Here is a 22,542-nt window from a genome sequence, read left to right on the forward strand (position 1 = left end):
AAGCCCTGTTCAGCGCCTCGCTCAGAGGACCCTCAGAACTTTCCGCCGCACAGTGGCCCGGTACGACGGACGAAGGGACGGCGATCGATGACCACCGTGGATGCACGGCGGGCGGCCCCGCCCGTGCCCCTGACCGCACGGCGCTCCCCCGCGGGGCCCGTGCTGGCCGTGCTGTGGGCCGGGGCGGCGGCCGTGGTCGCGCTCTGGTGGGCGGACACCGGGTCCGTGGTCGGTGCGGCCGGCTGGCTGACCGGCGCGGGCCGGATCGCCGGGCTGCTGTGCGGGTACGCCTGCGCGGTGCTCGTCGGTCTGATGGCGCGGGTGCCGCTGCTGGAGACCCGGATCGGCTCGGACCGGGTGGCGCGCTGGCACGCGATGGCCGGCCGGTACACGGTCTGCCTGCTCGTGGCGCACATCGTGCTGATCCTCGCCGGGTACGCCGCCCAGGACCGGGCCTCGCTCTGGCACGAGGCGGTGACCGTCGTCCTGGACTACCCGGACATGCTCAAGGCCACCGCCGGCACGGTGATCCTCTTCGCGGTCGGCATCACCTCGGTCCGGGCCGTGCGCCGCCGCACCAGCCACGAGTTCTGGTACTACGTCCACCTGCTGACGTACGCGGCCGTCTTCCTGGCCTTCTTCCACCAGCTGACGCTGGGGAACGAGTTCAACGGCAAGCCGGTGGCGACCGCCGTCTGGTACGCGCTGTACCTGGGCGTCGCCGCCCTGGTGCTGTGGTTCCGCGTCCTCGCCCCGGTCCGCCTCAACCGGCGCCACCAGCTGCGTGTGGACTCGGTTCACCTGGAAGCGCCGGGTGTGTACTCGGTCGTCCTACGCGGTCGGCACCTGGACGAGCTGGGGGCGCGGCCGGGGCAGTTCTTCCGCTGGCGGTTCCTCGGCGAGGGCCTGCGCTGGACCTCGACGCCGTACTCCCTGTCGGCGCCGCCGCGCCCGGATCTGCTGCGCGTCACGGTCAAGGCGCTCGGCGACCACAGCGCGGCCGTCGCGACGCTGCGGCCCGGCACCCGGGTGTGGGCGGAGGGCCCGTACGGCTCGCTGACCGCCGACCGGGCCACCAGCCACCGCTCCCTGCTGATCGCGGCCGGCGTCGGCGTCACCCCGCTGCGGGCGCTGTTCGAGACGCTGCCGGGCGAGGTCACCCTGCTGTACCGGGCGCGCCGCGCCGAGGACCTGGCGCTCGGCGCGGAGCTGGAGGCGATCGCCCGGTGGCGCGGCGCCCAGGTGCTGTACGCGCTGAACGGTCCGCAGGGCGAGCGCCCGGCCATCACGGCGGAGTCGCTGCGCGCGACCTTCCCGGGCCTCGCCGGCCACGACGTCTACATCTGCGGGCCGCACGGCTTCGCGCAGGACGTGTACGGGGCGCTGCGGGCGGCCGGGGTCCCGGACCGCCGTATCCACCACGAGTCCTTCGAGCTGTGAGAGCTGAGAGGCAGATCACGTGCATGCCCTGAAGAAGAACCGTCCGCTCCGCCGGATCGTGCTGGCCAGTGCCGCGACCGTCTCCGGGATGGTGCTGCTGCTGTCGCTGAAGCCGCACACGAGTCCCGTGCTGGCCACCGCCGACACCAAGTCGCCCACGGTGTCGAGCAGTTCGGCCCCGTCGAGCGGATCGGGCGGGTCGTCGGGCGGATCGAGCGGCTCCTCCAGCGGCTCCACCTCGGGGAAGGCCGTCAGCAAGACCGCCACCGGGGACACCGTCCAGACCCGCTGGGGTCCGGTCCAGGTGCGGGTCACGACCAAGAACGGGAAGCTGACGGACGTGACGGCCGTGCAGTACCCGCAGGACAACCCGCGCGACCAGGAGATCAACAGCTACGCCCTGCCCCAGCTGCGGCGTGAGGCGCTGGCCGCGCAGAGCGCGGACATCGACATGGTGTCGGGCGCCACGTACACCAGTACCGGCTACAAGCAGTCCCTGCAGTCCGCCCTGGACTCGGCGGGACTGTGAGGCGGGGCCGCTGAACACTCGGCGCATGCGGCACGTATCTGTGGGCCAAGGGTCAAGTCCCCACGGAGGAACCGTGACCACCACGCTCGCAGGCGGACGTGCCGCCCGCCGCCAGACGATGCGCCGCATCCGCCCGCGCCGCTCCCCGGCCGTACCGCTGCTGCTCGCCGTCTGGGCGGGCGCGGCGGGCGTGCTGTGGCTCTGGTGGCACAACACCCCGTCCATCGCCGACGACACCGGCAGGATCCTCAACGCGGGCCGGATCACGGGCCTGTTGGCCGGCTATCTGATGGCGCTGGTGGTGCTGCAGATGGCGCGCGTGCCGGCGCTGGAGCGGCGGGTCGGCTCGGACCGGGTGGCCCGCTGGCACGCGATGAGCGGCCGCTACACGCTCTGCCTGATCGTGGCGCACGTCTTCCTCACCATGTGGGGGTACGCGCTGCAGGCGGGCAAGTCGCTCGGCGACATCGTCCAGCAGACCATCGACTCCATCAACCAGCTGCCCGACCTGGGCAAGGCGGCCATCGGCACCGGCCTGTTCGTGCTGATCGGGCTGACCTCGATCAGCGGGATCCGCCTCCGGTTGGCGTACGACACCTGGTACCACGTGCACCTGATGACGTACGCGGCGGTGTTCCTGACCTTCTGGCACCAGATCACCACCGGAAACGACTTCGCGGTCGAGCCCATGGCGAAGACCTTCTGGTACGGCCTGTACGGCGTGGTCACCGCGCTCGTCCTCTGGTACCGGATCCTCACCCCGATCCGGCTGAACCTCCGGCATCGAATGCGTGTGGAGGCGGTCATCGAGGAGACGCCGGGCGTCGTGTCGGTGCTGATCGGCGGGCGGAGGCTGCACCGGATGGGCGCGGAGGCGGGCCAGTTCTTCCGCTGGCGCTTCCTCGCTCCAGGCATGCGGTTCAGCTCGCACCCGTACTCGCTGTCGGCGGCGCCCCGCCCGGACATGCTGCGGATTACGGTGAAGGCGATCGGCGACCACAGCGAGCGGCTGCGCGAGCTGACGCCCGGCACCCGGGTGTGGGCCGAGGGCCCGTACGGTGCGCTCACCGCGCAGCGCCGCAGCCAGGGCAAGGTGCTGCTGGTCGCGGGCGGCGTCGGCATCACCCCGATGCGGGCGCTGTTCGAGACGCTGCCCGGGGCGGCCGGTGACATCACCCTGCTCTACCGGGCCAACAGCACCCAGGACCTGGCGCTGTGGGACGAACTGGCGAAGATCGCCGACGAGCGAGGCGCCCGGCTGATGTACGCGGTGAACAGCCCCGACGGGGAGCGGCCGGACATCTCCGCGGAGAACCTCCAGCGGAAGATCCCGGACATCGACCGGCACGACGTGTTCATGTGCGGCCCGGCCGGGTTCGCGCAGTCGGTGTACGAGGCACTGCGCGGCGCGGGGGTCCCCGCCCGCCGCATCCATCACGAGTCCTTCGAGATGTGAGCGGGAGCTACGGACAGATGAGGAAGAGCCACCCCATTCGACGGGTCGTGCTGGCCACCGCCGCGACCGTGTCCGGTGTCGTGCTGCTGCTGTCGCTGAAGCCGGCGTCCGATCCGGCCGCGGCGTCGGCCGCGGGCGCGGCCCCCCAGCAGACGGCGGCGGGGCAGGCGTCTGCGCAGGGCGGTCAGCAGGGCAGCGCCCAGGCTGCCGCCGGCACGGTGACCGGTGACGCGACGCAGACGCAGTACGGAACCGTGCAGGTACGGCTGAGCGTCGCGGGCGGCCAGATCACCAAGGCCGAGGCGGTGCAGGCGCCCAAGGGCGGACTCAGCGACCAGAAGACGGCGCTGGCCGTCCCCAAGCTCAACCAGGAGGCCGTCGCGGCGCAGAGCGCGCAGATCGACGCGGTGTCCGGGGCGACGTACACGAGCAACGGCTACAAGAAGTCGCTGCAGTCGGCGCTGGACAGGATGAAGTCGGCCGCCTCCTCCGGCTCCAAGACCTCCGGTTCCTCCGGTGCCGGGGCCTCCGGCTCCTCCGGTGCGGCGCAGGCCCGCACGGTCACCGGGAAGGTCGCGCAGACGCAGTACGGCCCGGTACAGGTGCGGATCACGGTCAGCGGTGGCAAGATCACCAAGGCCGAGGCCGTCCAGGCGCCCAAGGGCGGACTCAGCGACCAGAAGACCGCGTTGGCGGTCCCCAAGCTGAACCAGGAGGCCGTCACGGCCGGCAACGCGAACATCGACGCCGTCTCCGGCGCCACCTACACCAGCACCGGCTACAAGCAGTCGCTCCAGTCGGCGCTGGACCAGGCCGGTGGCTGACACGGTGGCCGAGTCGGCCGAGGCTCCCGCCGCGGTGCGTCATGCGGAGGAGGTCATGGGGACCGTCTTCTCCTTCGACGTCCGCGGCGGGGAACCCGGTGCGGTACGCGAGGCGCTGGCCGAAGCCGTCGCCGGTCTGCACCGGGCGGACGCGGTGTTCAGCACCTACCGCGAGGACAGCGAGGTCTCACGGCTGGCCCGGGGTGAGCTGACCGTGGCGCAGTGCGCGCCGGAGGTGGCCGAGGTGCTGGACCTCGCGGCCGAGGCGGAACGGGTGAGCGAGGGCTGGTTCAGCACGCGCTACCAGGGCTCGCTTGATCCCACCGGCATCGTCAAGGGCTGGGCCGCCGAGCGGGCCGCGCGGCTGCTCGCGGGGGTGGCCGGGGTGCGCGGGGTGAGCGTCAACGGCGGCGGGGACGTCCAGCTCCTCGGCTCGCCGGAGCCGCAGCGGCCCTGGCGGGTGGGGGTAGCGGATCCGCTTCGGCCGGGTGGTCTGGCGGCGGTGATCTCGGCGGCGGGCGTGGCCGAACTGTCGGTGGCGACCTCGGGCACCGCCGAGCGGGGCGCGCACATCGTGGATCCGCGCACCGGAAGGTCCGCGGTGTCGGACCTGGTGGCCGTGACCGTGGTCGGGCCCCGACTGACCTGGGTCGACTGCTGGGCCACGGCAGCCTTCGCGATGGGCTCCCGGGCGGGGCTGGCGTGGCTGGAGTCGCTGCCGGACGTGGAGGGGCTGCTGATCACGGCCGGTGACGAGGTGCGGTGCACCGGGGGGCTGGCGGCGCGGCTGGGCTGACCGGATTCCTCCCTCACGGCACGACGACGGGAGCATGCGGCGCCGCCGAGGTCACCGTCACAGCCACCACGGCCACGAGGTCAGGGTAAGCAGCGTCACGCGGTCCGGGACCCGGGCCGCCCGCAGCGCCTCGTACCCGTCCTGCGCGAAGCCGTGTGGCCCTGGAGGGGACCCTGCCGCGGCGCCCCTGAGACTCGGGCACCGCCGATGACCGGCCCGGGTTCACACCAGCGGTTGCACCACGTGCCCCATCTCCAGGTGGGCCGTGGCGAGGACGGTGCCGCCGAGGGTCGTCAGCCGGGCGCCGGAGACGGTCGAGAGGTCGCCGGGCGCGGCCACGCCCCACTCGCCGTGTCCGGCGATCAGGGGGAAGTCGCCGACCCGTACGGTCGTGCCGTCGGAGTGCTCCAGCAGACAGGTGACCTTGCCGGTGTACGAGCCGTGGGAGCCGGCGGAGTCGACGGACACGAAGATCCAGCCGGGGGTCTCGGGGTGGACGTAGACCTCGCCGACCTTGCCGCCGCTCGTGGCCGAGGTCATGTCGCCGATCAGCATGGGCTCGGACTCGGTGGCGGGCGCGGTCGAGGCGACGACCTCCTCGATGGCGGTGCCGATCCCCCAGCCGGCGAAGCCGATGGCGACGGTGAGCGCGGTGGCGACGGCCGCGAGCCGCAGCCGGGCACGCCGGGCACGCCCGCGCAGGTCCCGGGACGCACGGCCGGCGGCGCCCGTGGAAGCCTCGGGTGCCGGAGCCTGCTCGGCCAGCCTGCGCGCCACCCGGGCCTCGAACCCGGCCGGCGGCTCGCTGTCCGGCAGCAGGCCGATCAGCCGGTCGCCGACCAGGGTGAGCTGGCGGACGTACTCCCGGCAGTCCGCGCACCGGTCCAGATGCGCGACGGCCTCGGCGCGCTCCCGGCCGGGCAGCACGCCCAGCGCCAGCTCGGCGCCGATCTGCCGGAGCTTGTCGCAGTTCGCGTCACTGGACATGGTCGCCTCGCTTCAAGGGCGCGAGCGTGGTGCGCAGCTTCGCCATGGCGGCCCTGATGCGTGTCTTGGCGGTGCCCAGCGGGATGCGCTCTGCGTCGGCGATCTGCTGGGCCGTCATTCCGTAGATGCCGGCCATCACCAGGGCCCTCGCCTGTTCCCGGGGCAGCCGCCCCACGGCGGCCCGCAGCTGGGAGGAGGCCTCGTCGGCCAGCGCCCACTGCTCGGGGGTCTCGGTGACGACACCGATGACGGAGTCGAGGTCCTCGGGTGCCATCGGCTCGGTCCGCCGGGCCCGGACGGCGTCGACGGCGAGGTTGTGCGCGATGGTCGTCAGCCAGGTGGTGACCGAGCCGCGGCGCGAGTCGTAGATCTGGGCGTGACGCCACGCGCGCTCGAACGTCAACTGGGCGACGTCCTCGGCGAGTTGCGCATCCCCGGTGACGGCCATGGCGACCCCGAAGACCCGGTGCTGGAACCTGCGTACGAAGATCACCGCGAGTTCCGGATCAGCGGAGGCCAGCCCGGCCAGCAGGGCTTCGTCCGGGAGGCGGCCCACGGGGAACCGGAAACCCGACACACCCCCGTATACGGCCGACGGCCGCCAGTGGATTGCCCGCCCGCCGCGGAAGATCACACTCTCATTCTCCGCCGACGGGCTGGGCCCCGCATGCGGGCTCAGTGACCGTTCTGGGCCAGCCGCAGCAGGTGGTCCGCCAGGGCCTGGCCGCCGCTCGGGTCCCGGCTGATCAGCAGCAGCGTGTCGTCACCGGCGATGGTGCCGAGGATGTCGTGCAGCTCCGCCTGGTCGATGGCCGAGGCGAGGAACTGGGCGGCCCCCGGCGGGGTACGCAGGACGACCAGGTTGGCGGAGGCCTCCGCGGAGATCAGCAGCTCCTGGGAGAGCCGCCGCATCCGCTCCTCCTTCGCCGACTCCCCCAAGGGCGCGCGGGGGGTACGGAATCCGCCCTCGCTCGGCACCGCGTAGATCAGCTCGCCGTCGGTGTTGCGGATCTTCACCGCGTTCAGCTCGTCGAGGTCCCGGGAGAGCGTCGCCTGGGTGACGCTCAGCCCGTCGTCGGCGAGCAGCTTCGCCAGCTGGCTCTGCGACCGCACCGGCTGCCGGTTGAGGATGTCCACGATCCGGCGGTGCCGCGCGGTCCGGGTCTGCGGCACGGCCGGTCCGGCACCCGCCGCCTGCTCGTGGTCCTGCGCCTGGCTCATCGTCGTCCTATTCTCCGGATCGTCCGTCCCCATCCACTGGGTTCGCTGCGTCGAGGACACCGGGCAGCGCCTGGAGGAAGGCACCCACCTCGGCGTCCGTGATGTTCAGCGGCGGCATCAGCCGTACGACGTCGGGAGCGGGCGCGTTCACCAGGAACCCGGCCTCCTGGGCCGCCTGCTGCACCTGTGGCGCGTGCGGCCCGGTGAGCACGATACCCAGGAGCAGGCCGGCGCCCCGCACATAATCGATCAACGGGTGGCCGAGACCCTCGATTCCCTCGCGCAGCTTCTCGCCCTGCCGCTTGACGTTCTCCAGCAGCCCGTCGTCGGCGATGGTGTCGAGTACGGCCAGTCCGGCGGCGCAGGCGACCGGGTTGCCGCCGAAGGTCGTACCGTGCTGGCCGGGCCGGAGCAGTTCGGCGGCCCGGCCGAAGGCCACGGTGGCACCGAGCGGCAGCCCGCCGCCGAGCTGCTTGGCGAGCGTGACGACATCGGGCAGGACGCCCTCGTGGGCCTGGTACTCGAACCAGGTCCCGGTACGGCCGATTCCGGTCTGCACCTCGTCCAGCACCAGCAGGGCGCCTGTGGCGGCGGTGATCGCGCGGGCCGCCTTCAGATAGCCGGCCGGGGGCACGACGACACCGTTCTCGCCCTGGACCGGCTCGATGATGACCAGCGCCGTCTCCTCCGTGACCGCGGCGGCGAGCGCCTGGGCGTCGCCGTAGGGCACGTGGGTGACCTCGCCGGGCAGCGGAAGGAAGGGGTCCTGCTTGGCCGGCTGGCCGGTGAGCGCGAGGGCGCCCATCGTCCGGCCGTGGAAACCGCCGGTGGTGGCGACCATGTGGGTGCGCCCGGTGAGCCGGCCGATCTTGAAGGCGGCCTCGTTGGCCTCGGCGCCGGAGTTGCAGAAGAAGACGCGGCCCTCCCGGCCGAAGAGCTGGAGCAGCCGTTCGGCGAGGGCGACGGTGGGCTCGGCCAGGAAGAAGTTGGAGATGTGCCCGAGCTGTCCGATCTGGCGGCTGACGGCCTCGACGACCGCCGGGTGGGCGTGGCCCAGCGCGTTGGTGGCGATGCCGCCGACGAAGTCGTGGTACTCCCGGCCCTCGGCGTCCCACACCTTGACACCCTCGCCGCGCACGAGGGGCAGGCGGGGGGTGCCGTAGTTGTTCATGAGCGCGCCCTGCCAGCGCTGGGTCAGCTCCTGGTTGCTCATGACTCCCCCTGTTCGTCGGGCACGACCATCGTGCCGATGCCTTCGTCGGTGAAGATCTCCAGCAGGATCGAGTGCTGGACCCGGCCGTCGATGACGCGGGCGGTGTGCACCCCGTTGCGCACGGCGTGCAGACAGCCCTCCATCTTCGGCACCATGCCCGAGCTCAGCTCCGGCAGCAGCTTCTCCAGTTGGGAAGCGGTGAGGCGGCTGATCACCTCGTCGGAGTTCGGCCAGTCCTCGTAGAGGCCCTCGACGTCGGTGAGGACCATGAGGGTCTCGGCGCCCAGTGCCGCAGCGAGTGCCGCAGCCGCCGTATCGGCATTGACGTTGTAGACATGTCCGTCGTCCTGACTGCGGGCGATGGAGGAGACGACCGGGATACGGCCGTCGGCGAGCAGCGCCTCGATGGCGCCCGTGTCGATCGCGGTGATCTCGCCGACCCGCCCGATGTCGACGAGTTCGCCGTCGATCTCGGGCTGGTGCCGGGTGGCGGTGATGGTGTGCGCGTCCTCGCCGGTCAGACCGACGGCGAGCGGCCCGTGCTGGTTGAGCAGACCGACCAGCTCTCGCTGCACCTGTCCCGCCAGCACCATCCGTACGACGTCCATGGCGTCCTCGGTGGTGACGCGCAGGCCCGCCTTGAACTCGCTGACGATGCCGTGCCGGTCGAGCGCGGCGCTGATCTGCGGGCCGCCGCCGTGCACGACGACCGGCTTGAGGCCGGCGTGCCGCAGGAAGACGACGTCCTGGGCGAAGGCCGACTTCAGCTCCTCGTTCACCATGGCGTTGCCGCCGAACTTGATGACGACGACCTTGCCGTGGTGCCGGGTCAGCCAGGGCAGCGCCTCGATGAGGATCTGGGCCTTGGGCAGGGCCGTGTGCTTGCGAGTGCTCATGAGGAGTAGGCGCTGTTCTCGTGGACGTAGTCGGCGGTGAGGTCGTTGGTCCAGATGGTCGCGGTCTCGGTGCCGGCGGCAAGGTCGGCGACGATGTGCACCTCGCGGTAGCGCATGTCGACGTTCTCGCGGTCCTCGCCGACGGAGCCGTTCTTGCACACCCACACGCCGTTGATGGCCACGTTGAGCTGGTCCGGCTCGAAGGCTGCCGAGGTGGTGCCGATCGCGGAGAGCACCCGGCCCCAGTTGGGATCCTCGCCGTGGATCGCGCACTTGAGGAGGTTGTTGCGGGCGATGGAGCGGCCCACCTCGACGGCGTCCTCCTCGCTCGCCGCGTTGATCACCTCGACCTTGATGTCCTTGCTGGCGCCCTCGGCGTCCCGGATGAGCTGCTGCCCGAGGTCGTCGCACACCTGCCGTACGGCGTCGGCGAACCCGGCGTACTCCGGGGTGATGCCGGAGGCGCCGGAGGCGAGCAGCAGCACGGTGTCGTTGGTGGACATGCAGCCGTCGGAGTCGACCCGGTCGAAGGTGACCTTCGTGGCGGCGCGCAGGGCCCGGTCCAGGGTCTCGCTGTCGAGGTCGGCGTCGGTGGTGAGGACGACCAGCATGGTGGCGAGGCCGGGGGCCAGCATGCCGGCGCCCTTGGCCATGCCGCCGACGGTCCAGCCGTCCCCGGTGACGACGGAGGTCTTGTGGACGGTGTCGGTGGTCTTGATGGCGATGGCGGCCTTCTCGCCGCCGTGCTCGGACAGCTGGGCGGCGGCCGTCTCGACACCCGGGAGCAGCTTGTCCATGGGCAGCAGGACGCCGATGAGTCCGGTGGAGCACACGGCGACCTCGATGGCGCCCCGGCCGAGCACCTCGGCCGCCTTCTCGGCGGTCGCGTGGGTGTCCTGGAAGCCCTTGGGGCCGGTGCAGGCGTTGGCGCCGCCCGAGTTGAGGACGACGGCTGAGACCTGGCCGCCCCTGAGGACCTGCTCGGACCACAGCACCGGCGCGGCCTTCACACGGTTGGAGGTGAAGACGCCCGCGGCGGCACGACGCGGCCCGTTGTTGACCACGAGGGCCAGGTCGGGGTTGCCGTTCTCCTTGATCCCGGCGGCGACGCCCGCCGCCGTGAATCCCTTGGCTGCCGTGACACTCACTGCATCTCCCTGTTCGCTTCTCCGCCCGTGCAGCGCGCCGGTGCGGGCTTCGTCGTCGACTGCGGCGCGGTGGCTGCACGTGCTCCCCCAGCTACCGCTGGGAGGTACCCCCAGCTCACGGAGCGACTCCCGTCGTGGAAAGCCCCGTGGTCTCCGGGAGACCCAGGGCGATGTTCATGCTCTGGACGGCACCGCCCGCGGTGCCCTTGGTCAGGTTGTCGATGGTGCTGATCGCGATGATGCGGCCCACGGCCTCGTCGTACGCGACCTGCACCTGAACGGCGTTGGAACCGTAGACGGACGCCGTCGCGGGCCACTGGCCCTCGGGCAGCAGATGGACGAAGGGCTCGTCGGCGTAGGCCTTCTCATAGGCGGCGCGGACGGAGTCCGCCGTCACGCCCGCGACAGCGGACGCGCTGCACGTGGCGAGGATCCCGCGCGGCATCGGGGCGAGCGTCGGTGTGAAGGAGACCGAGACCCGCTCCCCCGCCGCCCCGCTGAGGTTCTGGATCATCTCGGGGGTGTGCCGGTGGCCGCCGCCGACGCCGTACGGCGACATGGAGCCCATGACCTCGCTGCCGAGCAGATGCGGCTTGGGCGCCTTGCCCGCGCCGGAGGTGCCGGACGCGGCGACGATCACCGCCTCCGGCTCGGCGAGCTGGGCGGCGTAGGCCGGGAACAGGGCGAGGGTGACGGCGGTGGGGTAGCAACCGGGCACCGCGATGCGCTTGGACCCCTCCAGCGCGGCGCGGGCGCCCGGAAGTTCGGGGAGGCCGTAGGGCCAGGTGCCGGCGTGTGCGGAGCCGTAGAACCTCTCCCAGTCGGCCGGGTCCTTCAGCCGGAAGTCGGCGCCCATGTCGACCACGAGGACATCGGGCCCGAGCTGCTCGGCGACGGCGGCGGACTGCCCGTGCGGCAGCGCGAGGAAGACGACGTCGTGCCCGGCGAGCGCCTCGGCCGTGGTCTCGGTGAGCACGCGGTCGGCCAGCGGCAGCAGATGCGGCTGCAGCGTGCTCAGCCGCTGGCCGGCGTTGGAGTTCCCGGTCAGGGCACCGATCTCGACCTCGGGATGCGCGAGGAGCAGGCGCAGGACCTCACCGCCCGCGTATCCGCTCGCTCCGGCCACCGCCGCACGTACCGCCATGTCCATCCTCCTCGTGGTGGCATGACTATACGTTTCGCCGCAGGTTTATGCAATGACCGCACAGCGCGTAGGAGGCGCCGAGCAGTCCGGCGACCCACCAGCGGGGCGCAAGGTGAGCAGCAGCCAGGCCAAGGCGGCCGCGGCGGAGGCGAGAAACGCTAGGGCGACCCGGCCCTGCGGGCGGCGTAGGCGCGGGCGGCCCGGACCCGATTGCCGCACTTGGTGGTGCACCAGCGGCGGGCGCCGTGCGAGCGCAGGAACCAGCGGGCGCAGCCCTGGGCGGCGCACTCGGTGAGCTGTCCCGCGTCGGCGCCGGTGAGCAGGTCGGCAGCGTCCTCGGCAAGCAGCGAGAGCGCGGCGGCGGCCGGGTTTCCGGTGTCGGGGAGGTCGGCGCGGAGGGGGCCGTCGGCGGTCCAGGCGAGCCGGGGGGTGGCGGGCGCCGCGGCGAGCGCGGCGTTGAGGGTGTCGAGGGCGTCGGCGGGCGGGAGTGCCGCGGCGACCCGGGCCTCGAAGAGCGCGCGCAGCCCCTCGCGCAGGGTGCGCAGCCGGCCGGACTGCCGACCGTTGATCACCACCCGGTCGGGCAGCAGCTCGTGCCGGACGAGCCAGAGATGTGCCGCCTCGGTGTCGTCGAGCAGGTCGACCTGGCCGTGACTGACGGTGAAGCGCGTGTTGACCAGCGCCAGCGAGACATACCGGTCCTCGCCCGGGACCGGGAGCTGGTGCAGGTAGACGGGGGCCTCGTGATCCACGGCTCTCATGGTAATCCTTGCGGTTCTCCGTGAGGAGGACTTAGCGTGACTCATGGAGAATCGCAATCGAAACCGTGAGAGGTGAGCCGCCGTGGCCTTCGACGTGGACGTGCTGCGCCAGGACTTCCCGATCCTGCAGCGGACCCTGGACGGCGGCGCCCCGCTCGTCTACCTGGACTCCGGCGCCACCACTCAGAAACCGCTCCAGGTCCTCGACGCCGAGCGGGACTTCTACCTGCACCGCAACGCGGCCGTGCACCGCGGCGCGCACCAGCTGGCGGGCGAGGCGACGGAGGCGTACGAGCAGGCCCGGCAGACGGTGGCCCGGTTCATCGGCGCCGCCGCCGACGAGGTGGTCTTCACCCGCAACACCACCGAGGGCATCAACCTCGTCGCCTACGCGCTGGGCAACGCCGGCCGGCTCGGCCCGGGCGACCGGATCGTGGTGACGGAGATGGAGCACCACGCGAATCTGGTCCCCTGGCAGCAGCTCGCCGAGCGGACCGGGGCGAGCCTCGACTGGTTCGGGCTCACCGACGACGGCCGGCTCGATCTGTCCCGGGCCGGGGAACTGCTGGACGAGCGCACCAAGGTGCTCGCCCTCAGCCACCAGTCCAATGTGCTCGGCACCCTCAACCCGGTGCGCGAACTCGCCGACCGCGCACACGCGTTCGGCACCCTGGTGGTCGTGGACGGCGCCCAGTCCGTGCCACACCGCCCGGTCGACGTGACGGAGCTGGGCGCGGACTTCCTCGCCTTCTCCGGGCACAAGATGCTCGGCCCGAACGGCGTCGGCGTGCTGTGGGGCCGCGCGGACCTGCTCGCCGGACTGCCGCCGTTCCTGACCGGCGGCTCGATGATCGAGATCGTGGAGATGGACCGCACCACCTTCCTGCCGCCGCCGCAGCGCTTCGAGGCGGGCGTGCCGATGACCTCGCAGGCGGTGGGGCTCGCGGCGGCCGTGGAGTATCTGGAGCGGCTCGGCATGGCGGAGGTGGCGGCGTACGAGGACACGCTCACCGCCCGCGCCCTGGACCTGCTGACCGAGGTGCCCGGCGTCCGGATCGTCGGCCCCACCGAGCTCACGGACCGGGGGTCGGCGGTCTCCTTCACGGTCGACGGCATCCACCCGCACGACGTGGGCCAGGTGCTGGACGAGCGGGGCGTGGCCGTCCGCGTCGGCCATCACTGCGCCCGGCCGATCGTCAAGCGGTACGGCATCCCGGCGACGACCCGGGCGAGCTTCTACGTCTACAACACACCGGCCGAGGTGGACGCCCTGGTGGAGGGTGTCCGGGCAGCTCAGAGGTACTTCGGCGGATGATCGCAGACCGGGCTTGACCTGGAGCGCGCTCCAGGTTCTACCGTTCTTGTCATGACCAGCGGACAGCCCCTCCCGCAGGACCGGGAACCGTCGTTGACCATTGCCCAGGTCGCCGAGCGCACGGGCCTCTCGCAGGACACCCTGCGCTACTACGAGAAGGCCGGCCTGATCGAGCGGGTGGGCCGGACCACCGGCAACCAGCGCCGCTACCGGACGGCGGACCTGGCCTGGCTGGAATTCCTGCTGCGGCTGCGCGGGACCGGCATGCCCATCAGCGACATGCAGCGCTACGCACGGCTGCGGGCGGAGGGGGACGCCACGGTCGCCGACCGGCTGGCGATGCTCCGCGAGCACCGCGCCGACCTGGCCGAGCGGATGCGGGCGCTGCGGCGCAACGCGTCCGCGCTGGACGACAAGATCGCACACTACGAAGGGCTGCTCCACGACGGGCGGCCGGGAACGGACGAGCGGACATGAACCAGAGCACCACCCGTGACGAGCGCTTCGCCCATGGCCTGGAGGTCCTGCGGTCCGTCGACGGTGAGGCGGGGCAGCGGGTCATCGACTCGCTCGCCGACATCAGCCCCGAGCTGGGGCACCAGATCGTCGCCTGGGGCTTCGGCGAGATCTACGACCGGCCCGGACTCCCGCCCCGCGACCGCCAGTTGGTCACCCTGGGCATGCTGACCGCGCTCGGCGGCTGCGAGCCCCAGCTGGAGGTGCACATCAACGCGGCGCTGAACGTGGGGCTCACACCCGAGGAGATCGTCGAGGCGCTGCTGCACTCGGCCGGGTACTGCGGTTTCCCGAAGGCGCTGAACGCGACCTTCGTGGCGAAGAAGGTCTTCACCGAGCGCGGGCTGCCGCCGCTCGCGCAGCGGCCCGCGCCGGACGGCTCTACTTCTGCTTGATCCTGAGGAACGTGATCGAGTTCGCCGGGGAGGTCATGGCGGGCACGGTAGCCCGTAAGCTCGCCTCATGGATGTGCAGCCCCGGTACCGGCCGGTCCCCGATGTGCTGGCCCATCTGGCCGGCCGCTGGCTGGTCGAGCGCCGCGTGCGAGACCTCGCGAGCGGGGCGGAAGGGCACTTCTCAGGGGCGACCGTCTTCACCGCGCTGGAGGCCGGAGGCCTGCTCCACGAGGAGTCCGGCACGTTCACCTGGCAGGGCGTGGCCCGCCCCGCCACCCGCACGCTGCGGTTTCTGCCGGGCTCCACGCCGGGCACGGCGGACGTGCGGTTCGCGGACGGGCGGCCCTTCCACGCGCTGGACCTGACTTCGGGGCGGTATGTCGCCGAGCACCCGTGCGCGGCCGACCTCTACCGGGGCGAGTTCACCGTCCGGGACGCCGACCGCTGGCGCTCGGTCTGGCGGGTCGGCGGCCCGGCGAAGGATCTGGTGCTGACCACGGACTATGTGCGCGAGGGCTGAGCCGACACGGCGTCGAGGCGGAGGTTCCAGCGGCCCGCGCGGCCGGTGACGGTGGTCGTGGACAGCGGGCGCACGTCGATGTTCCAGTAGGTCGAGGGCGGTGCCTTCAGGGCGTAGACCAGGGCGGCGCGGATCACGGCGGGCTCGGCGACGGCGACGATCCGGCCGCCGTCCTCGGCCGGCCGGGTGTCCAGCCAGCCGCCGACCCGGGAGATGAAGCCCAGCAGGGACTCGCCGCCGTGCGGGGTGGCGCGCGGGTCGGCGAGCCAGGCGTCCACGGCGTCCGGCTCGCGGGCCATCGCCTCGCCCAGGGTCAGTCCACGCCAGCGGCCCATGTCGCAGTCGCGCAGCGCCAGCTGGGCCAGCGGGGCGTACCCGAGCGCGTCGCCGGTGGCCCGGCTGCGCGGGGTCGGCGAGCAGTACCGCAGCTCGGCGGCCGCCAGCGGCAGCAGGTCACCGGCGGCGCGCTGCACCTCGTCCCAGCCGGCCTGGTCCAGCGGCCGGTCGTCGTCGAAGCGCTCCGCGAGCAGCGGGGTGCTGCGTGCGGCGGCGACGAACGTCACCCTCAGTGGCATGCGGTGATGGTGTGCCTGGAGTGAGCAGAGGTCAAGGGGTGGCCGCTGTGAGTACGGTCTGTGTGCGCCCGGTCACTCGGACGCGGCCGCTCACTCCGGCTCGAAGGGGTCTCCACCTGCTGGTCCTCGAAGTCGGGTGAGTGAGCGTAACCATGTATGAGTGAGTGTCGTTGTCAGAGTGTGAATCTGACGGAATGGGCGAAGACGCAGAGTGTGCATCCGCAGACCGCGTATCGCTGGTTTCGTGAGGGGACGTTGCCGGTACCGGCTCAGCGGGTCGGGCCACGCACGATCCTGGTGAACATCGACGCGAACGCCACGCCCGAAGCCATCGGCGGTCTGGGCCTATATGCCCGCGTGTCCTCGCACGATCAGAAGACCGATCTGGAACGCCAGGTCGCTCGGCTGTCGGCGTGGGCGGCGAAGGCCGGTCACCGAGTCGTTCGTGTCGAGGCGGAGATCGCTTCCGGGATGAACGGCTGCCGTTCCAAGGCCCGGCGGCTGCTGGCCGACCCGCACGTGACCTGCGTGGTGGTGGAGCACAAGGACCGGCTCGGCCGGATGAACGTCGAGCTTGTCGAGGCCGCCTTGTCCGCGACGGGCCGTCGCCTGCTGGTCCTGGACGACGGCGAGGTCGAAGACGACCTGGTGCGGGACATGGTGGAGGTGCTGACCTCGTTCTGCGCCCGCCTGTACGGGCGCAGGTCGGCGAAGAACCGCGCCCGCAAGGCACTGGAGGCCGCCGAACATGGCTGACCTCCGCCCGATTGCCGCGCCGTTCGTGGCTCTCGGCCCGTCCGGTGTGGCGATCCGCGCCCGGTTGGGGGGCCTCACGCCCGAGGATGAGGATGAGAGGGTTCTGCGCTTGGTGGGGGCGCACCTGGGCTCGCTCGCCTCGAAGGACCTCACAGCGCGTTGCATGGACGGCCTGGAGCACTCCACCGAGTCATGGGCGGCCCGTAAGAGGGTCCTGACGGCGAAGTCGTCGTCCAGGTGGGCCGGGTCGATCACGAAGGCCACGCATGACCAGTGGGCACTCGCCCGGCGCGGCCAGGCCGCACACGTGCAGTCCCTCGAAGCCGGTATCACGACGATCCGGCACCGGCTGTCGCTGCCGGTCGGGGAGAAGGGCACCAAGCGGGCTCCGGGCGGCTACCGCTCCGCGCACGAGTGGTTCCACAAGACGCGGCGGCTGCATGTGCTGGAGGACCGGCTCGAGAAGGTTCGGGCCGAGCGGGAAGCGGGCCGGGTGCATGTCGTGCGTGGCGGCAAACGTCTGCTGGGCACCCGCCACAACCTCGACAAGGCACAGCTCACCGAGGCCGAGTGGCGTGAGCGGTGGGAAGCCGGGCGCTGGTTCCTCCAGGCGGACGGCGAGTCGGGGAAAAGGTTCGGCAACGAGACGATCCGCATCACGCCTGAGGGCGAAGTGTCGCTCAAGCTCCCGGCCCCGCTCGCCGACCTGGCGAACGCCAAGCACGGCCGGTACATCCTCGCTGCGCAGGCGCGGTTCCCTCACCGGGGGCAGGAGTGGGCCGACCGCGTGGAGGCGAACCGGGCCGTGGCCTACCGCATCCACTACGACACGGGCCGCGGGCGCTGGTACGTGGACGCCTCCTGGCAGATCCCTCCCACCAGGACCACCCCACTCGAAGCCGCCCTCGCCGATGGCGTGATCGGCGTGGACACCAATGCCGACCACCTCGCCGCATGGCGCCTGGACACACACGGCAACCCGATCGGCCGGCCGCGCCGGTTCTTCTATGACCTGTCCGGCACCGCCCAGCACCGCGACGCCCAGGTACGGCACGCTCTTACACGGCTGCTGAACTGGGCCAAGAGCTGCGGCGTCAAGGCCATCGCGGTCGAAGACCTCGACTTCCAGGCCGAGAAGACCAGAGAGAAGCACGGGCGCAAGCGCCGATTCCGGCAGCTCATCTCCGGCATGCCGACCGGTAGGCTCCGCGCCCGGTTGACCTCCATGGCCGACGCCACCGGCATCGCGATCATCGCCGTGGACCCGGCCTACACCAGCAGGTGGGGCGTCCAGCACTGGCAAAAGCCGATGGCCGGCCCCACCCGTAAGACCACCCGGCACGATGCGGCGAGCATCGCGATCGGACGACGCGCCCAGGGGCACCCGATCCGGCGGCGGACGACACCGCCCCGTGCACACCAGAGGGATGCGCACGGGCATCGGACCGTCCAGGCCGACCGGCGTGCCCCTGGGCGTGAGGAACCCCGCCCCCGCATCCCCGGACCACGGACACGATCCGTGCCGCCGGACGCGGCGAGTACGCGGGCGACCAGGACATCCAAAACCGTTCGGGGTGTCCGCAGTGACCAGGCGTGGGTCCAAGACTCACTCCTGCTCACTGACTAGGAACGGTGGACCATCCACTTGTCGGGGCGGTCCAGCGGGCGGAAGCCCAGCTTCTCGTACACGCCGTGCGCGTCGTGTGTGCTGAGCAGGATGCGGCGCAGTCCGTACGGCTTCAGGTGGTCGCGGATGTGGCCGACGAAGGCCGTGCCGACGCCCTTGCCGCGCACCGAGGGGTCCACGTACACATCGGCGAGCCAGGCGAACAGCGCCTGGTCGGTGACCACGCGCGCGTACGCCACCTGCGCGCCCGAGGCCCGCTCGTACACCCCGAAGTTCAGTGAGCCCGCCATCGCCCGCTCGTGCTTCTCGCGGGGCCGGCCCATCGCCCAGTAGGCGTCGGTCGACAGCCAGCCGTGGACCCGGTCGACGTCGACGCGGGCGGGGTCGGCGGAGAACTCGTAGCCGTCGGGGAGGCGGGGTGTGCTGTCCATGACGTGATCCTCGCAGGTCAACGCGGCGCCGGTCGAACGGCTTTCGGCGCGCCGCGCAGGCCCTGGAACGCCTCGTCACAGGCCGTCCGCAGCCGCCGTACCCCCTCCGTGATCTCCCCGGTGCCGGCGACCGCAGCGAAGCTCAGGCGGAGGTGGGCCGCGGGGGGTTCGGCGCTGAAGTAGGGGCGGCCGGGGGTGAGGGCGACGCCCGCGCGCAGGCCGGCCGCGGTGAGGGCGGACTCGTCGGTCCGGTCGGGCAGCCGGAGCCAGAGGTGGTAGCCGCCGGACGGGACGTGCGGCAGGGCGAGTTCGGGCAGGTGCAGGGCGAGCGCTGCCGTCATGGCGTCGCGGCGGTCCTTCAACTCGGCCGACAGCGCGCGCAGATGGCGGGGCCAGGCCGGGGAGCCGACGAGTTCCAGGGCAGCCTCCTGCAACGGCCGGGGGACGAAGAAGCTGTCCACGACCTGGATGGCGCGCAGGCGTTCCAGCACCGGGCCGCGCGCGGCCAGGGCGCTCACCCGGAAGCTGGGCGAGGTCGCCTTCGTCAGCGAGCCGACGTGCACGACCACGCCGTCCGGGTCGTCGGCGGCCAGGGGGCGGGGCAGCGGGCCCGCGTCGGCGTGCACCAGACGCCGTACGAAGTCGTCCTCGATGACGAAGGCGCCGGCCTCGCGGGCGATGCGCAGCACCTCGGCGCGCCGGTCGGGGGCCAGGACGGCGCCGGTGGGGTTCTGGAACAGGGGCTGGCAGACGAACACCCGGGCACCGCTGGCCCGGAAGGCGTCGGCGAGCAGTTCCGGGCGCACCCCGTCGGGGTCGACGGGCACCGGGACGGGGCGGAGTCCGGCGGCGCGGGCGAGGGCCAGCATGCCGGGGTAGGTGGGCGACTCGACCAGGACGGGGGCGCCGGGCGGGGCGAGCGCACGCAGGGCGGTGGCCAGCGCGGACTGGCCGCCGGCCGCGATCAGCACCTCGGCCGCGGTGACGCCCCCGCCGATCCCGCGCGCGAACCACTCCCGCAGCTCCGGCAGCCCCTCCAGCGGCGGCCTCTCCCAGGCGCCCGGCCGCCGCCCGGCCCGGGCGAGCGCCGCCGCCATGGCCCGCTCGGGCTGGAGGGAGGGATGGAGATAGCCGCCGTTGAACTCCAGCACGCCGGGCGGCGGCGCGGCCAGGGAGACCGTGACCCCGGAGGCGTCCACCGTGCGCGGTACGAGCTCGGCGGCGCCGTCGGCGCTCAGCGCGACCTCCTGCCAGGAGGTGTCCCCGGCAGGGGTCTGCTGCGCGCGCGGCCGGGCCCGGAAGGCGCCGGCGCCGGGCCGGGTGACCACCAGCCCCTCGGCGGCCAGCTGGGCGAGGGCGCGCGAGACGGTCACCGGGCTCACATGGAACCGCTCGACGAGCGCCCGGCTCGACGGGAGCTTTCCACCGGGAGAGTAGCGGTCCAAGTCTCGCCGGAGCTGTTCTGCCAGATCACTCACGCTGCTACGCTGGTGCATGAGAACACAGAGTAGCGCTACTGCTCCGAGCCCGATAGCGGTCACCGCTCCCCACGAGCGCCGCGGCCTCGGCACCGGTCTCGCCGCCCTCGGCGTCGCCTCCTTCTCCCTGACCTTCCCGGCCACCGCATGGGGTCTGCAGGGCTTCGGCCCCTGGTCGCTGGTGGCCGTGCGCAGTGCGCTCGCCGCGCTCGTCGCGGGCGGCTGCCTCCTCGCGCTGCGGGTACCGCTGCCGGAGCGCCGGCATCTGCCGGGTCTCGCCGTCGTCGCCGCCGGTGTCGTGATCGGCTTCCCCCTGCTGACGACGCTCGCCCTGCAGACCTCCACCACCGCGCACGCCGCCGTCGTGGTGGGGCTGCTGCCGCTGACCACGGCCGTGTTCTCCGCGCTGCGCACCGGCAACCGCCCCTCGCGCCGGTTCTGGACCGCCGCGCTGGTGGGCGCCGCGGCCGTGGTCGCCTTCACCGTCGGGCAGAGCGGCGGCGCGCTCACGGCCGCCGACGGGTATCTGTTCGCGGCCCTGCTGGTGTGCGCGGCCGGCTACACCGAGGGCGGCCGGCTGGCCCGGATCATGCCGGGCTGGCAGGTGATCGGCTGGGCGCTCGTACTGTGCCTGCCGCTGAGCGTGCCGGCCGCCGCGGTGGCGCTGACGTACGAGCCCGTCCGGCTCACCGGGCACGGCATCGCCGGCCTGCTGTGGGTGGCGCTGGGCTCGCAGTTCCTCGGCCTGGTCGTCTGGTACCGGGGCATGGCGGTCATCGGCATCCCCCGGGCCAGCCAGTTGCAGTTGGCTCAGCCGCTGCTCACACTGGTGTGGTCGGCGCTGCTGCTGGGCGAGCACTTCACGGCGGCCGCACCGGTGACCGCCGTCGCCGTGCTCGTGTGCATCGCCGTCACCCAGCAGTCGTGATCGTGAGGAGGGTCTGCGACATGCGCGCATCCAAGGGCGACCGGCTTGTCCAGCACGGCAGGGTGGTCGGTCAGCACGACCAGGTCTCGGAAGTCGTCGAGGTGCTGGGTCAGGAGGGCAACCCGCCCTACCGCGTCCGGTTCCAGGACGGACACGAGGCGATCATGTCCCCCGGACCCGACTGCCAGGTCAAGCACCCGGACGAGCGGAATCAGCGAGGTGGCTTCGCCGATCGCCCGTAGTGGTCGGTGATCACGCGTGACATCGCCCCGATGGGATCGGCCGCCACGTCCGCGGCGGCGAAGAACACATGCCCCCGCACCTGCGGGTAGCCGGCGGCGAGGGTGAGGTGCCGGGACAGCTCGACCGGGTCCTGCCAGGCCGAGGGCTGTCCGGCGGCCCCGGCCCGGTACAGGGCCTCGCCGATGTACAGGTGTGTCTTCGTGCCCTTCGCGACCGCCGCCCACCATGCGACCAGCTTCGCGTAGTCGGCGGCGGCGAAGCCGATGTGCCAGTACAGCTGCGGGACGATGTAGTCGATCCAGTGGCTGCGCACCCAGGTGCGGGTGTCCGCGTACAGGTCGTCGTACGTCTGCGCGCCCGCCCGGGTGTCCGAACCGCGCGGGTCGGTCGAGGCGTTGCGCCACACCCCGAACGGGCTGATCCCGAACCGGGTGCCGGGCCGCACCTTCCTGATGCCGGCGGCCATCCCCTTCACCAGCCTGTTGACGTTGTCCCGCCGCCAGCCGGCCCGGCTGGAGAAGTCGCCGCCGTAGCGGTCGTAGGCGTCATCGTCGTCGAAGGTCTGCCCCGGGACCGGATACGGATAGAAGTAGTCGTCGAAGTGGACGGCGTCGACCGGGTACCTGGCGACCGCGTCGAGGATCGCCCGCTGGACGAAGGCCCGGACCTCGGGCAGGCCGGGGTTGTAGTAGAGCCTCCCGCCGTAGGGCACCGCCCAGTCGGGGTGCGTGCGCGCCGGGTGCGAGGCGGCGAGCCGGCCGGGGTCGGTGTGGTTCGCGATCCGGTACGGGTTGAACCAGGCGTGCAGTTCCAGGCCTCGGGCGTGGGCCTCCCGCACCGCGGTGCCCAGCGGGTCCCAGCCGGGGCTCCGGCCCTGGGTTCCGGTCAGGTACTCGGACCAGGGCTCGTACGGCGACGGCCACAGGGCGTCGGCGGTGGGCCGCACCTGGAAGATCACCGTGTTGAGCCGGTCCCGGGCCGCCCTGTCGAGATGGGCGATCAGCTCCTTGCGTTGCACGTGGGCCGGGAGCCCGGGCCGGGACGGCCAGTCCCGGTTGGACACGGTGGCGAGCCACACGCCCCGCATCTCGGCGGCGGCCCGGGGCCGCCGATCCACCGCCACCGCCGGGCCCGGCGCCATGGCCAGCGCCGACAGCGCCGCCGTGGTGAAGGCCCGCCGCGAGAGTCGCCGCATCCGCGCACCCCATACGCTCCGGATCCGCTCCATCACGGATCGTTCCGCGCCCCAGGATGCCCCCACCCCGCCGATCGATCATCGATACTTGACGGTAACGTGCTCGATCGGAGCAGGCGCCGAAACCCGGAGTCCTGCCAGCGAGCCG

General features: G+C 72.3%; 25 protein-coding genes. 13 read left to right on the plus strand and 12 right to left on the minus strand.

From position 1 onward, the window contains the following. The first annotated feature begins 87 nt into the window (after positions 1-87). The 5 genes from ACFYOH_RS16885 to ACFYOH_RS16905 all read left to right on the plus strand — a co-directional run bounded on the left by ACFYOH_RS16885 (position 88) and on the right by ACFYOH_RS16905 (position 5,045). Positions 88-1,440, plus strand: a complete 1,353-nt coding sequence (locus ACFYOH_RS16885) for a ferric reductase-like transmembrane domain-containing protein (RefSeq protein ID WP_388626274.1) — start codon at positions 88-90, stop codon at positions 1,438-1,440. Between the two features lie 19 nt (positions 1,441-1,459). Beyond that, positions 1,460-1,969: an FMN-binding protein gene (locus ACFYOH_RS16890; protein WP_388626276.1), complete on the plus strand. Its 510-nt coding sequence runs from the start codon at positions 1,460-1,462 to the stop codon at positions 1,967-1,969. A gap of 73 nt (positions 1,970-2,042) precedes the next feature. Beyond that, positions 2,043-3,425 (plus strand): ferric reductase-like transmembrane domain-containing protein, encoded by a 1,383-nt coding sequence (locus ACFYOH_RS16895; RefSeq protein ID WP_388626278.1) that lies wholly within the window; start codon positions 2,043-2,045, stop codon positions 3,423-3,425. A 17-nt stretch (positions 3,426-3,442) separates the two neighbouring features. After that, on the plus strand, positions 3,443-4,249 hold the full coding sequence (locus ACFYOH_RS16900) for an FMN-binding protein (protein WP_388626280.1): 807 nt from the start codon (positions 3,443-3,445) through the stop codon (positions 4,247-4,249). Then, on the plus strand, positions 4,242-5,045 hold the full coding sequence (locus ACFYOH_RS16905; RefSeq protein ID WP_388626282.1) for an FAD:protein FMN transferase: 804 nt from the start codon (positions 4,242-4,244) through the stop codon (positions 5,043-5,045). Before ACFYOH_RS16900 ends, ACFYOH_RS16905 begins: the two co-directional genes overlap by 8 nt. 222 nt (positions 5,046-5,267) lie before the next feature. On the opposite strand, the gene ACFYOH_RS16910 is transcribed toward ACFYOH_RS16905, so the two are convergent. The 8 genes from ACFYOH_RS16910 to ACFYOH_RS16945 form a co-directional block, all read right to left on the minus strand. Continuing rightward, entirely contained in the window at positions 5,268-6,032 is a 765-nt protein-coding gene (locus ACFYOH_RS16910) for a hypothetical protein (protein ID WP_388626283.1), read from the minus strand. Continuing rightward, the gene (locus ACFYOH_RS16915; protein WP_388626614.1) at positions 6,022-6,609 is read right to left on the minus strand and encodes an RNA polymerase sigma factor; all 588 of its coding nucleotides are present in this window, start codon (positions 6,607-6,609) and stop codon (positions 6,022-6,024) included. The genes ACFYOH_RS16910 and ACFYOH_RS16915 overlap by 11 nt, the downstream gene beginning before the upstream one ends. A gap of 98 nt (positions 6,610-6,707) precedes the next feature. Further along, positions 6,708-7,253, minus strand: a complete 546-nt coding sequence (locus ACFYOH_RS16920; protein ID WP_055704023.1) for an arginine repressor — start codon at positions 7,251-7,253, stop codon at positions 6,708-6,710. Between the two features lie 7 nt (positions 7,254-7,260). After that, positions 7,261-8,466: an acetylornithine transaminase gene (locus ACFYOH_RS16925; RefSeq protein ID WP_388626284.1), complete on the minus strand. Its 1,206-nt coding sequence runs from the start codon at positions 8,464-8,466 to the stop codon at positions 7,261-7,263. Beyond that, complete coding sequence (gene argB, locus ACFYOH_RS16930) at positions 8,463-9,362, minus strand: acetylglutamate kinase (RefSeq protein WP_388626286.1); 900 nt, start codon at positions 9,360-9,362, stop codon at positions 8,463-8,465. Before argB ends, ACFYOH_RS16925 begins: the two co-directional genes overlap by 4 nt. Continuing rightward, positions 9,359-10,510, minus strand: a complete 1,152-nt coding sequence (gene argJ, locus ACFYOH_RS16935) for a bifunctional glutamate N-acetyltransferase/amino-acid acetyltransferase ArgJ (RefSeq protein WP_388626288.1) — start codon at positions 10,508-10,510, stop codon at positions 9,359-9,361. The genes argB and argJ overlap by 4 nt, the downstream gene beginning before the upstream one ends. Before the next feature lie 115 nt (positions 10,511-10,625). After that, on the minus strand, positions 10,626-11,654 hold the full coding sequence (gene argC / locus ACFYOH_RS16940; RefSeq protein WP_388626290.1) for an N-acetyl-gamma-glutamyl-phosphate reductase: 1,029 nt from the start codon (positions 11,652-11,654) through the stop codon (positions 10,626-10,628). Between the two features lie 158 nt (positions 11,655-11,812). Further along, the gene (locus ACFYOH_RS16945; protein ID WP_388626291.1) at positions 11,813-12,415 is read right to left on the minus strand and encodes an ABATE domain-containing protein; all 603 of its coding nucleotides are present in this window, start codon (positions 12,413-12,415) and stop codon (positions 11,813-11,815) included. 82 nt (positions 12,416-12,497) lie between these two features. On the opposite strand from ACFYOH_RS16945, the gene ACFYOH_RS16950 reads away from it, so the two are divergent. The 4 genes from ACFYOH_RS16950 (at position 12,498) to ACFYOH_RS16965 (ending at position 15,161) form a co-directional block, all read left to right on the plus strand. Next, entirely contained in the window at positions 12,498-13,730 is a 1,233-nt protein-coding gene (locus tag ACFYOH_RS16950) for a cysteine desulfurase (protein ID WP_388626293.1), read from the plus strand. Positions 13,731-13,781: 51 nt separating this feature from the next. Then, complete coding sequence (locus ACFYOH_RS16955) at positions 13,782-14,207, plus strand: MerR family transcriptional regulator (protein ID WP_388626295.1); 426 nt, start codon at positions 13,782-13,784, stop codon at positions 14,205-14,207. After that, positions 14,204-14,641 carry a carboxymuconolactone decarboxylase family protein gene (locus tag ACFYOH_RS16960; RefSeq protein ID WP_388626297.1) on the plus strand — a complete coding sequence of 146 codons (438 nt, stop codon included), beginning with the start codon at positions 14,204-14,206 and terminating at the stop codon, positions 14,639-14,641. Before ACFYOH_RS16955 ends, ACFYOH_RS16960 begins: the two co-directional genes overlap by 4 nt. 67 nt (positions 14,642-14,708) lie before the next feature. Further along, on the plus strand, positions 14,709-15,161 hold the full coding sequence (locus tag ACFYOH_RS16965) for a DUF6314 family protein (RefSeq protein WP_388626298.1): 453 nt from the start codon (positions 14,709-14,711) through the stop codon (positions 15,159-15,161). On the opposite strand, the gene ACFYOH_RS16970 is transcribed toward ACFYOH_RS16965, so the two are convergent. Beyond that, positions 15,143-15,736, minus strand: coding sequence for a histidine phosphatase family protein (locus ACFYOH_RS16970; RefSeq protein ID WP_388626300.1), 594 nt, complete (start codon positions 15,734-15,736; stop codon positions 15,143-15,145). The genes ACFYOH_RS16965 and ACFYOH_RS16970 overlap by 19 nt on opposite strands. A 180-nt stretch (positions 15,737-15,916) precedes the next feature. On the opposite strand from ACFYOH_RS16970, the gene ACFYOH_RS16975 reads away from it, so the two are divergent. Both ACFYOH_RS16975 and ACFYOH_RS16980 read left to right on the plus strand, forming a co-directional pair. Further along, positions 15,917-16,492: an IS607 family transposase gene (locus tag ACFYOH_RS16975; protein WP_388626302.1), complete on the plus strand. Its 576-nt coding sequence runs from the start codon at positions 15,917-15,919 to the stop codon at positions 16,490-16,492. Continuing rightward, positions 16,485-18,119: an IS200/IS605 family accessory protein TnpB-related protein gene (locus tag ACFYOH_RS16980; protein WP_388626304.1), complete on the plus strand. Its 1,635-nt coding sequence runs from the start codon at positions 16,485-16,487 to the stop codon at positions 18,117-18,119. The genes ACFYOH_RS16975 and ACFYOH_RS16980 overlap by 8 nt, the downstream gene beginning before the upstream one ends. On the opposite strand, the gene ACFYOH_RS16985 is transcribed toward ACFYOH_RS16980, so the two are convergent. Further along, positions 18,116-18,550, minus strand: a complete 435-nt coding sequence (locus ACFYOH_RS16985) for a GNAT family N-acetyltransferase (protein ID WP_388626305.1) — start codon at positions 18,548-18,550, stop codon at positions 18,116-18,118. The two genes, ACFYOH_RS16980 and ACFYOH_RS16985, sit on opposite strands and share 4 nt — an antisense overlap. 17 nt (positions 18,551-18,567) lie before the next feature. Continuing rightward, positions 18,568-20,046, minus strand: coding sequence for a PLP-dependent aminotransferase family protein (locus tag ACFYOH_RS16990; RefSeq protein WP_388626306.1), 1,479 nt, complete (start codon positions 20,044-20,046; stop codon positions 18,568-18,570). Between ACFYOH_RS16990 and ACFYOH_RS16995 the strand changes: the two genes are divergently transcribed. Together ACFYOH_RS16995 and ACFYOH_RS17000 are read left to right on the plus strand one after the other, a co-directional pair. Beyond that, on the plus strand, positions 20,045-20,956 hold the full coding sequence (locus ACFYOH_RS16995) for a DMT family transporter (protein WP_388626308.1): 912 nt from the start codon (positions 20,045-20,047) through the stop codon (positions 20,954-20,956). The two genes, ACFYOH_RS16990 and ACFYOH_RS16995, sit on opposite strands and share 2 nt — an antisense overlap. A 20-nt stretch (positions 20,957-20,976) precedes the next feature. Further along, entirely contained in the window at positions 20,977-21,198 is a 222-nt protein-coding gene (locus ACFYOH_RS17000) for a DUF1918 domain-containing protein (protein ID WP_388626310.1), read from the plus strand. Here the strand turns inward: ACFYOH_RS17000 and ACFYOH_RS17005 are convergent. Then, positions 21,168-22,394, minus strand: a complete 1,227-nt coding sequence (locus ACFYOH_RS17005) for a glycoside hydrolase family 10 protein (protein ID WP_388626312.1) — start codon at positions 22,392-22,394, stop codon at positions 21,168-21,170. The two genes, ACFYOH_RS17000 and ACFYOH_RS17005, sit on opposite strands and share 31 nt — an antisense overlap. Between the last annotated feature and the right edge of the window lie 148 nt (positions 22,395-22,542).

Origin of the sequence: Streptomyces sp. NPDC007856 (assembly GCF_042868225.1) — a bacterium.
In the GTDB taxonomy this organism is placed as follows: domain Bacteria; phylum Actinomycetota; class Actinomycetes; order Streptomycetales; family Streptomycetaceae; genus Streptomyces.

Bases quoted from the DNA above. Each gene is read 5' to 3' on its own strand.
- ACFYOH_RS16885 (WP_388626274.1), top strand. From the start codon at position 88: ATGACCACCGTGGATGCACGGCGGGCGGCCCCGCCCGTGCCCCTGACC.
- ACFYOH_RS16900 (WP_388626280.1), top strand. From the start codon at position 3,443: ATGAGGAAGAGCCACCCCATTCGACGGGTCGTGCTGGCCACCGCCGCG.
- ACFYOH_RS16910 (WP_388626283.1), bottom strand. From the start codon at position 6,032: ATGTCCAGTGACGCGAACTGCGACAAGCTCCGGCAGATCGGCGCCGAG.
- ACFYOH_RS16920 (WP_055704023.1), bottom strand. From the start codon at position 7,253: ATGAGCCAGGCGCAGGACCACGAGCAGGCGGCGGGTGCCGGACCGGCC.
- ACFYOH_RS16925 (WP_388626284.1), bottom strand. From the start codon at position 8,466: ATGAGCAACCAGGAGCTGACCCAGCGCTGGCAGGGCGCGCTCATGAAC.
- argB (WP_388626286.1), bottom strand. From the start codon at position 9,362: ATGAGCACTCGCAAGCACACGGCCCTGCCCAAGGCCCAGATCCTCATC.
- argC (WP_388626290.1), bottom strand. From the start codon at position 11,654: ATGGCGGTACGTGCGGCGGTGGCCGGAGCGAGCGGATACGCGGGCGGT.
- ACFYOH_RS16945 (WP_388626291.1), bottom strand. From the start codon at position 12,415: ATGAGAGCCGTGGATCACGAGGCCCCCGTCTACCTGCACCAGCTCCCG.
- ACFYOH_RS16955 (WP_388626295.1), top strand. From the start codon at position 13,782: ATGACCAGCGGACAGCCCCTCCCGCAGGACCGGGAACCGTCGTTGACC.
- ACFYOH_RS16960 (WP_388626297.1), top strand. From the start codon at position 14,204: ATGAACCAGAGCACCACCCGTGACGAGCGCTTCGCCCATGGCCTGGAG.
- ACFYOH_RS16965 (WP_388626298.1), top strand. From the start codon at position 14,709: ATGGATGTGCAGCCCCGGTACCGGCCGGTCCCCGATGTGCTGGCCCAT.
- ACFYOH_RS16970 (WP_388626300.1), bottom strand. From the start codon at position 15,736: ATGCCACTGAGGGTGACGTTCGTCGCCGCCGCACGCAGCACCCCGCTG.
- ACFYOH_RS16980 (WP_388626304.1), top strand. From the start codon at position 16,485: ATGGCTGACCTCCGCCCGATTGCCGCGCCGTTCGTGGCTCTCGGCCCG.
- ACFYOH_RS16985 (WP_388626305.1), bottom strand. From the start codon at position 18,550: ATGGACAGCACACCCCGCCTCCCCGACGGCTACGAGTTCTCCGCCGAC.
- ACFYOH_RS16995 (WP_388626308.1), top strand. From the start codon at position 20,045: ATGAGAACACAGAGTAGCGCTACTGCTCCGAGCCCGATAGCGGTCACC.
- ACFYOH_RS16990 (WP_388626306.1), bottom strand. From the start codon at position 20,046: ATGCACCAGCGTAGCAGCGTGAGTGATCTGGCAGAACAGCTCCGGCGA.
- ACFYOH_RS17000 (WP_388626310.1), top strand. From the start codon at position 20,977: ATGCGCGCATCCAAGGGCGACCGGCTTGTCCAGCACGGCAGGGTGGTC.
- ACFYOH_RS17005 (WP_388626312.1), bottom strand. From the start codon at position 22,394: ATGCGGCGACTCTCGCGGCGGGCCTTCACCACGGCGGCGCTGTCGGCG.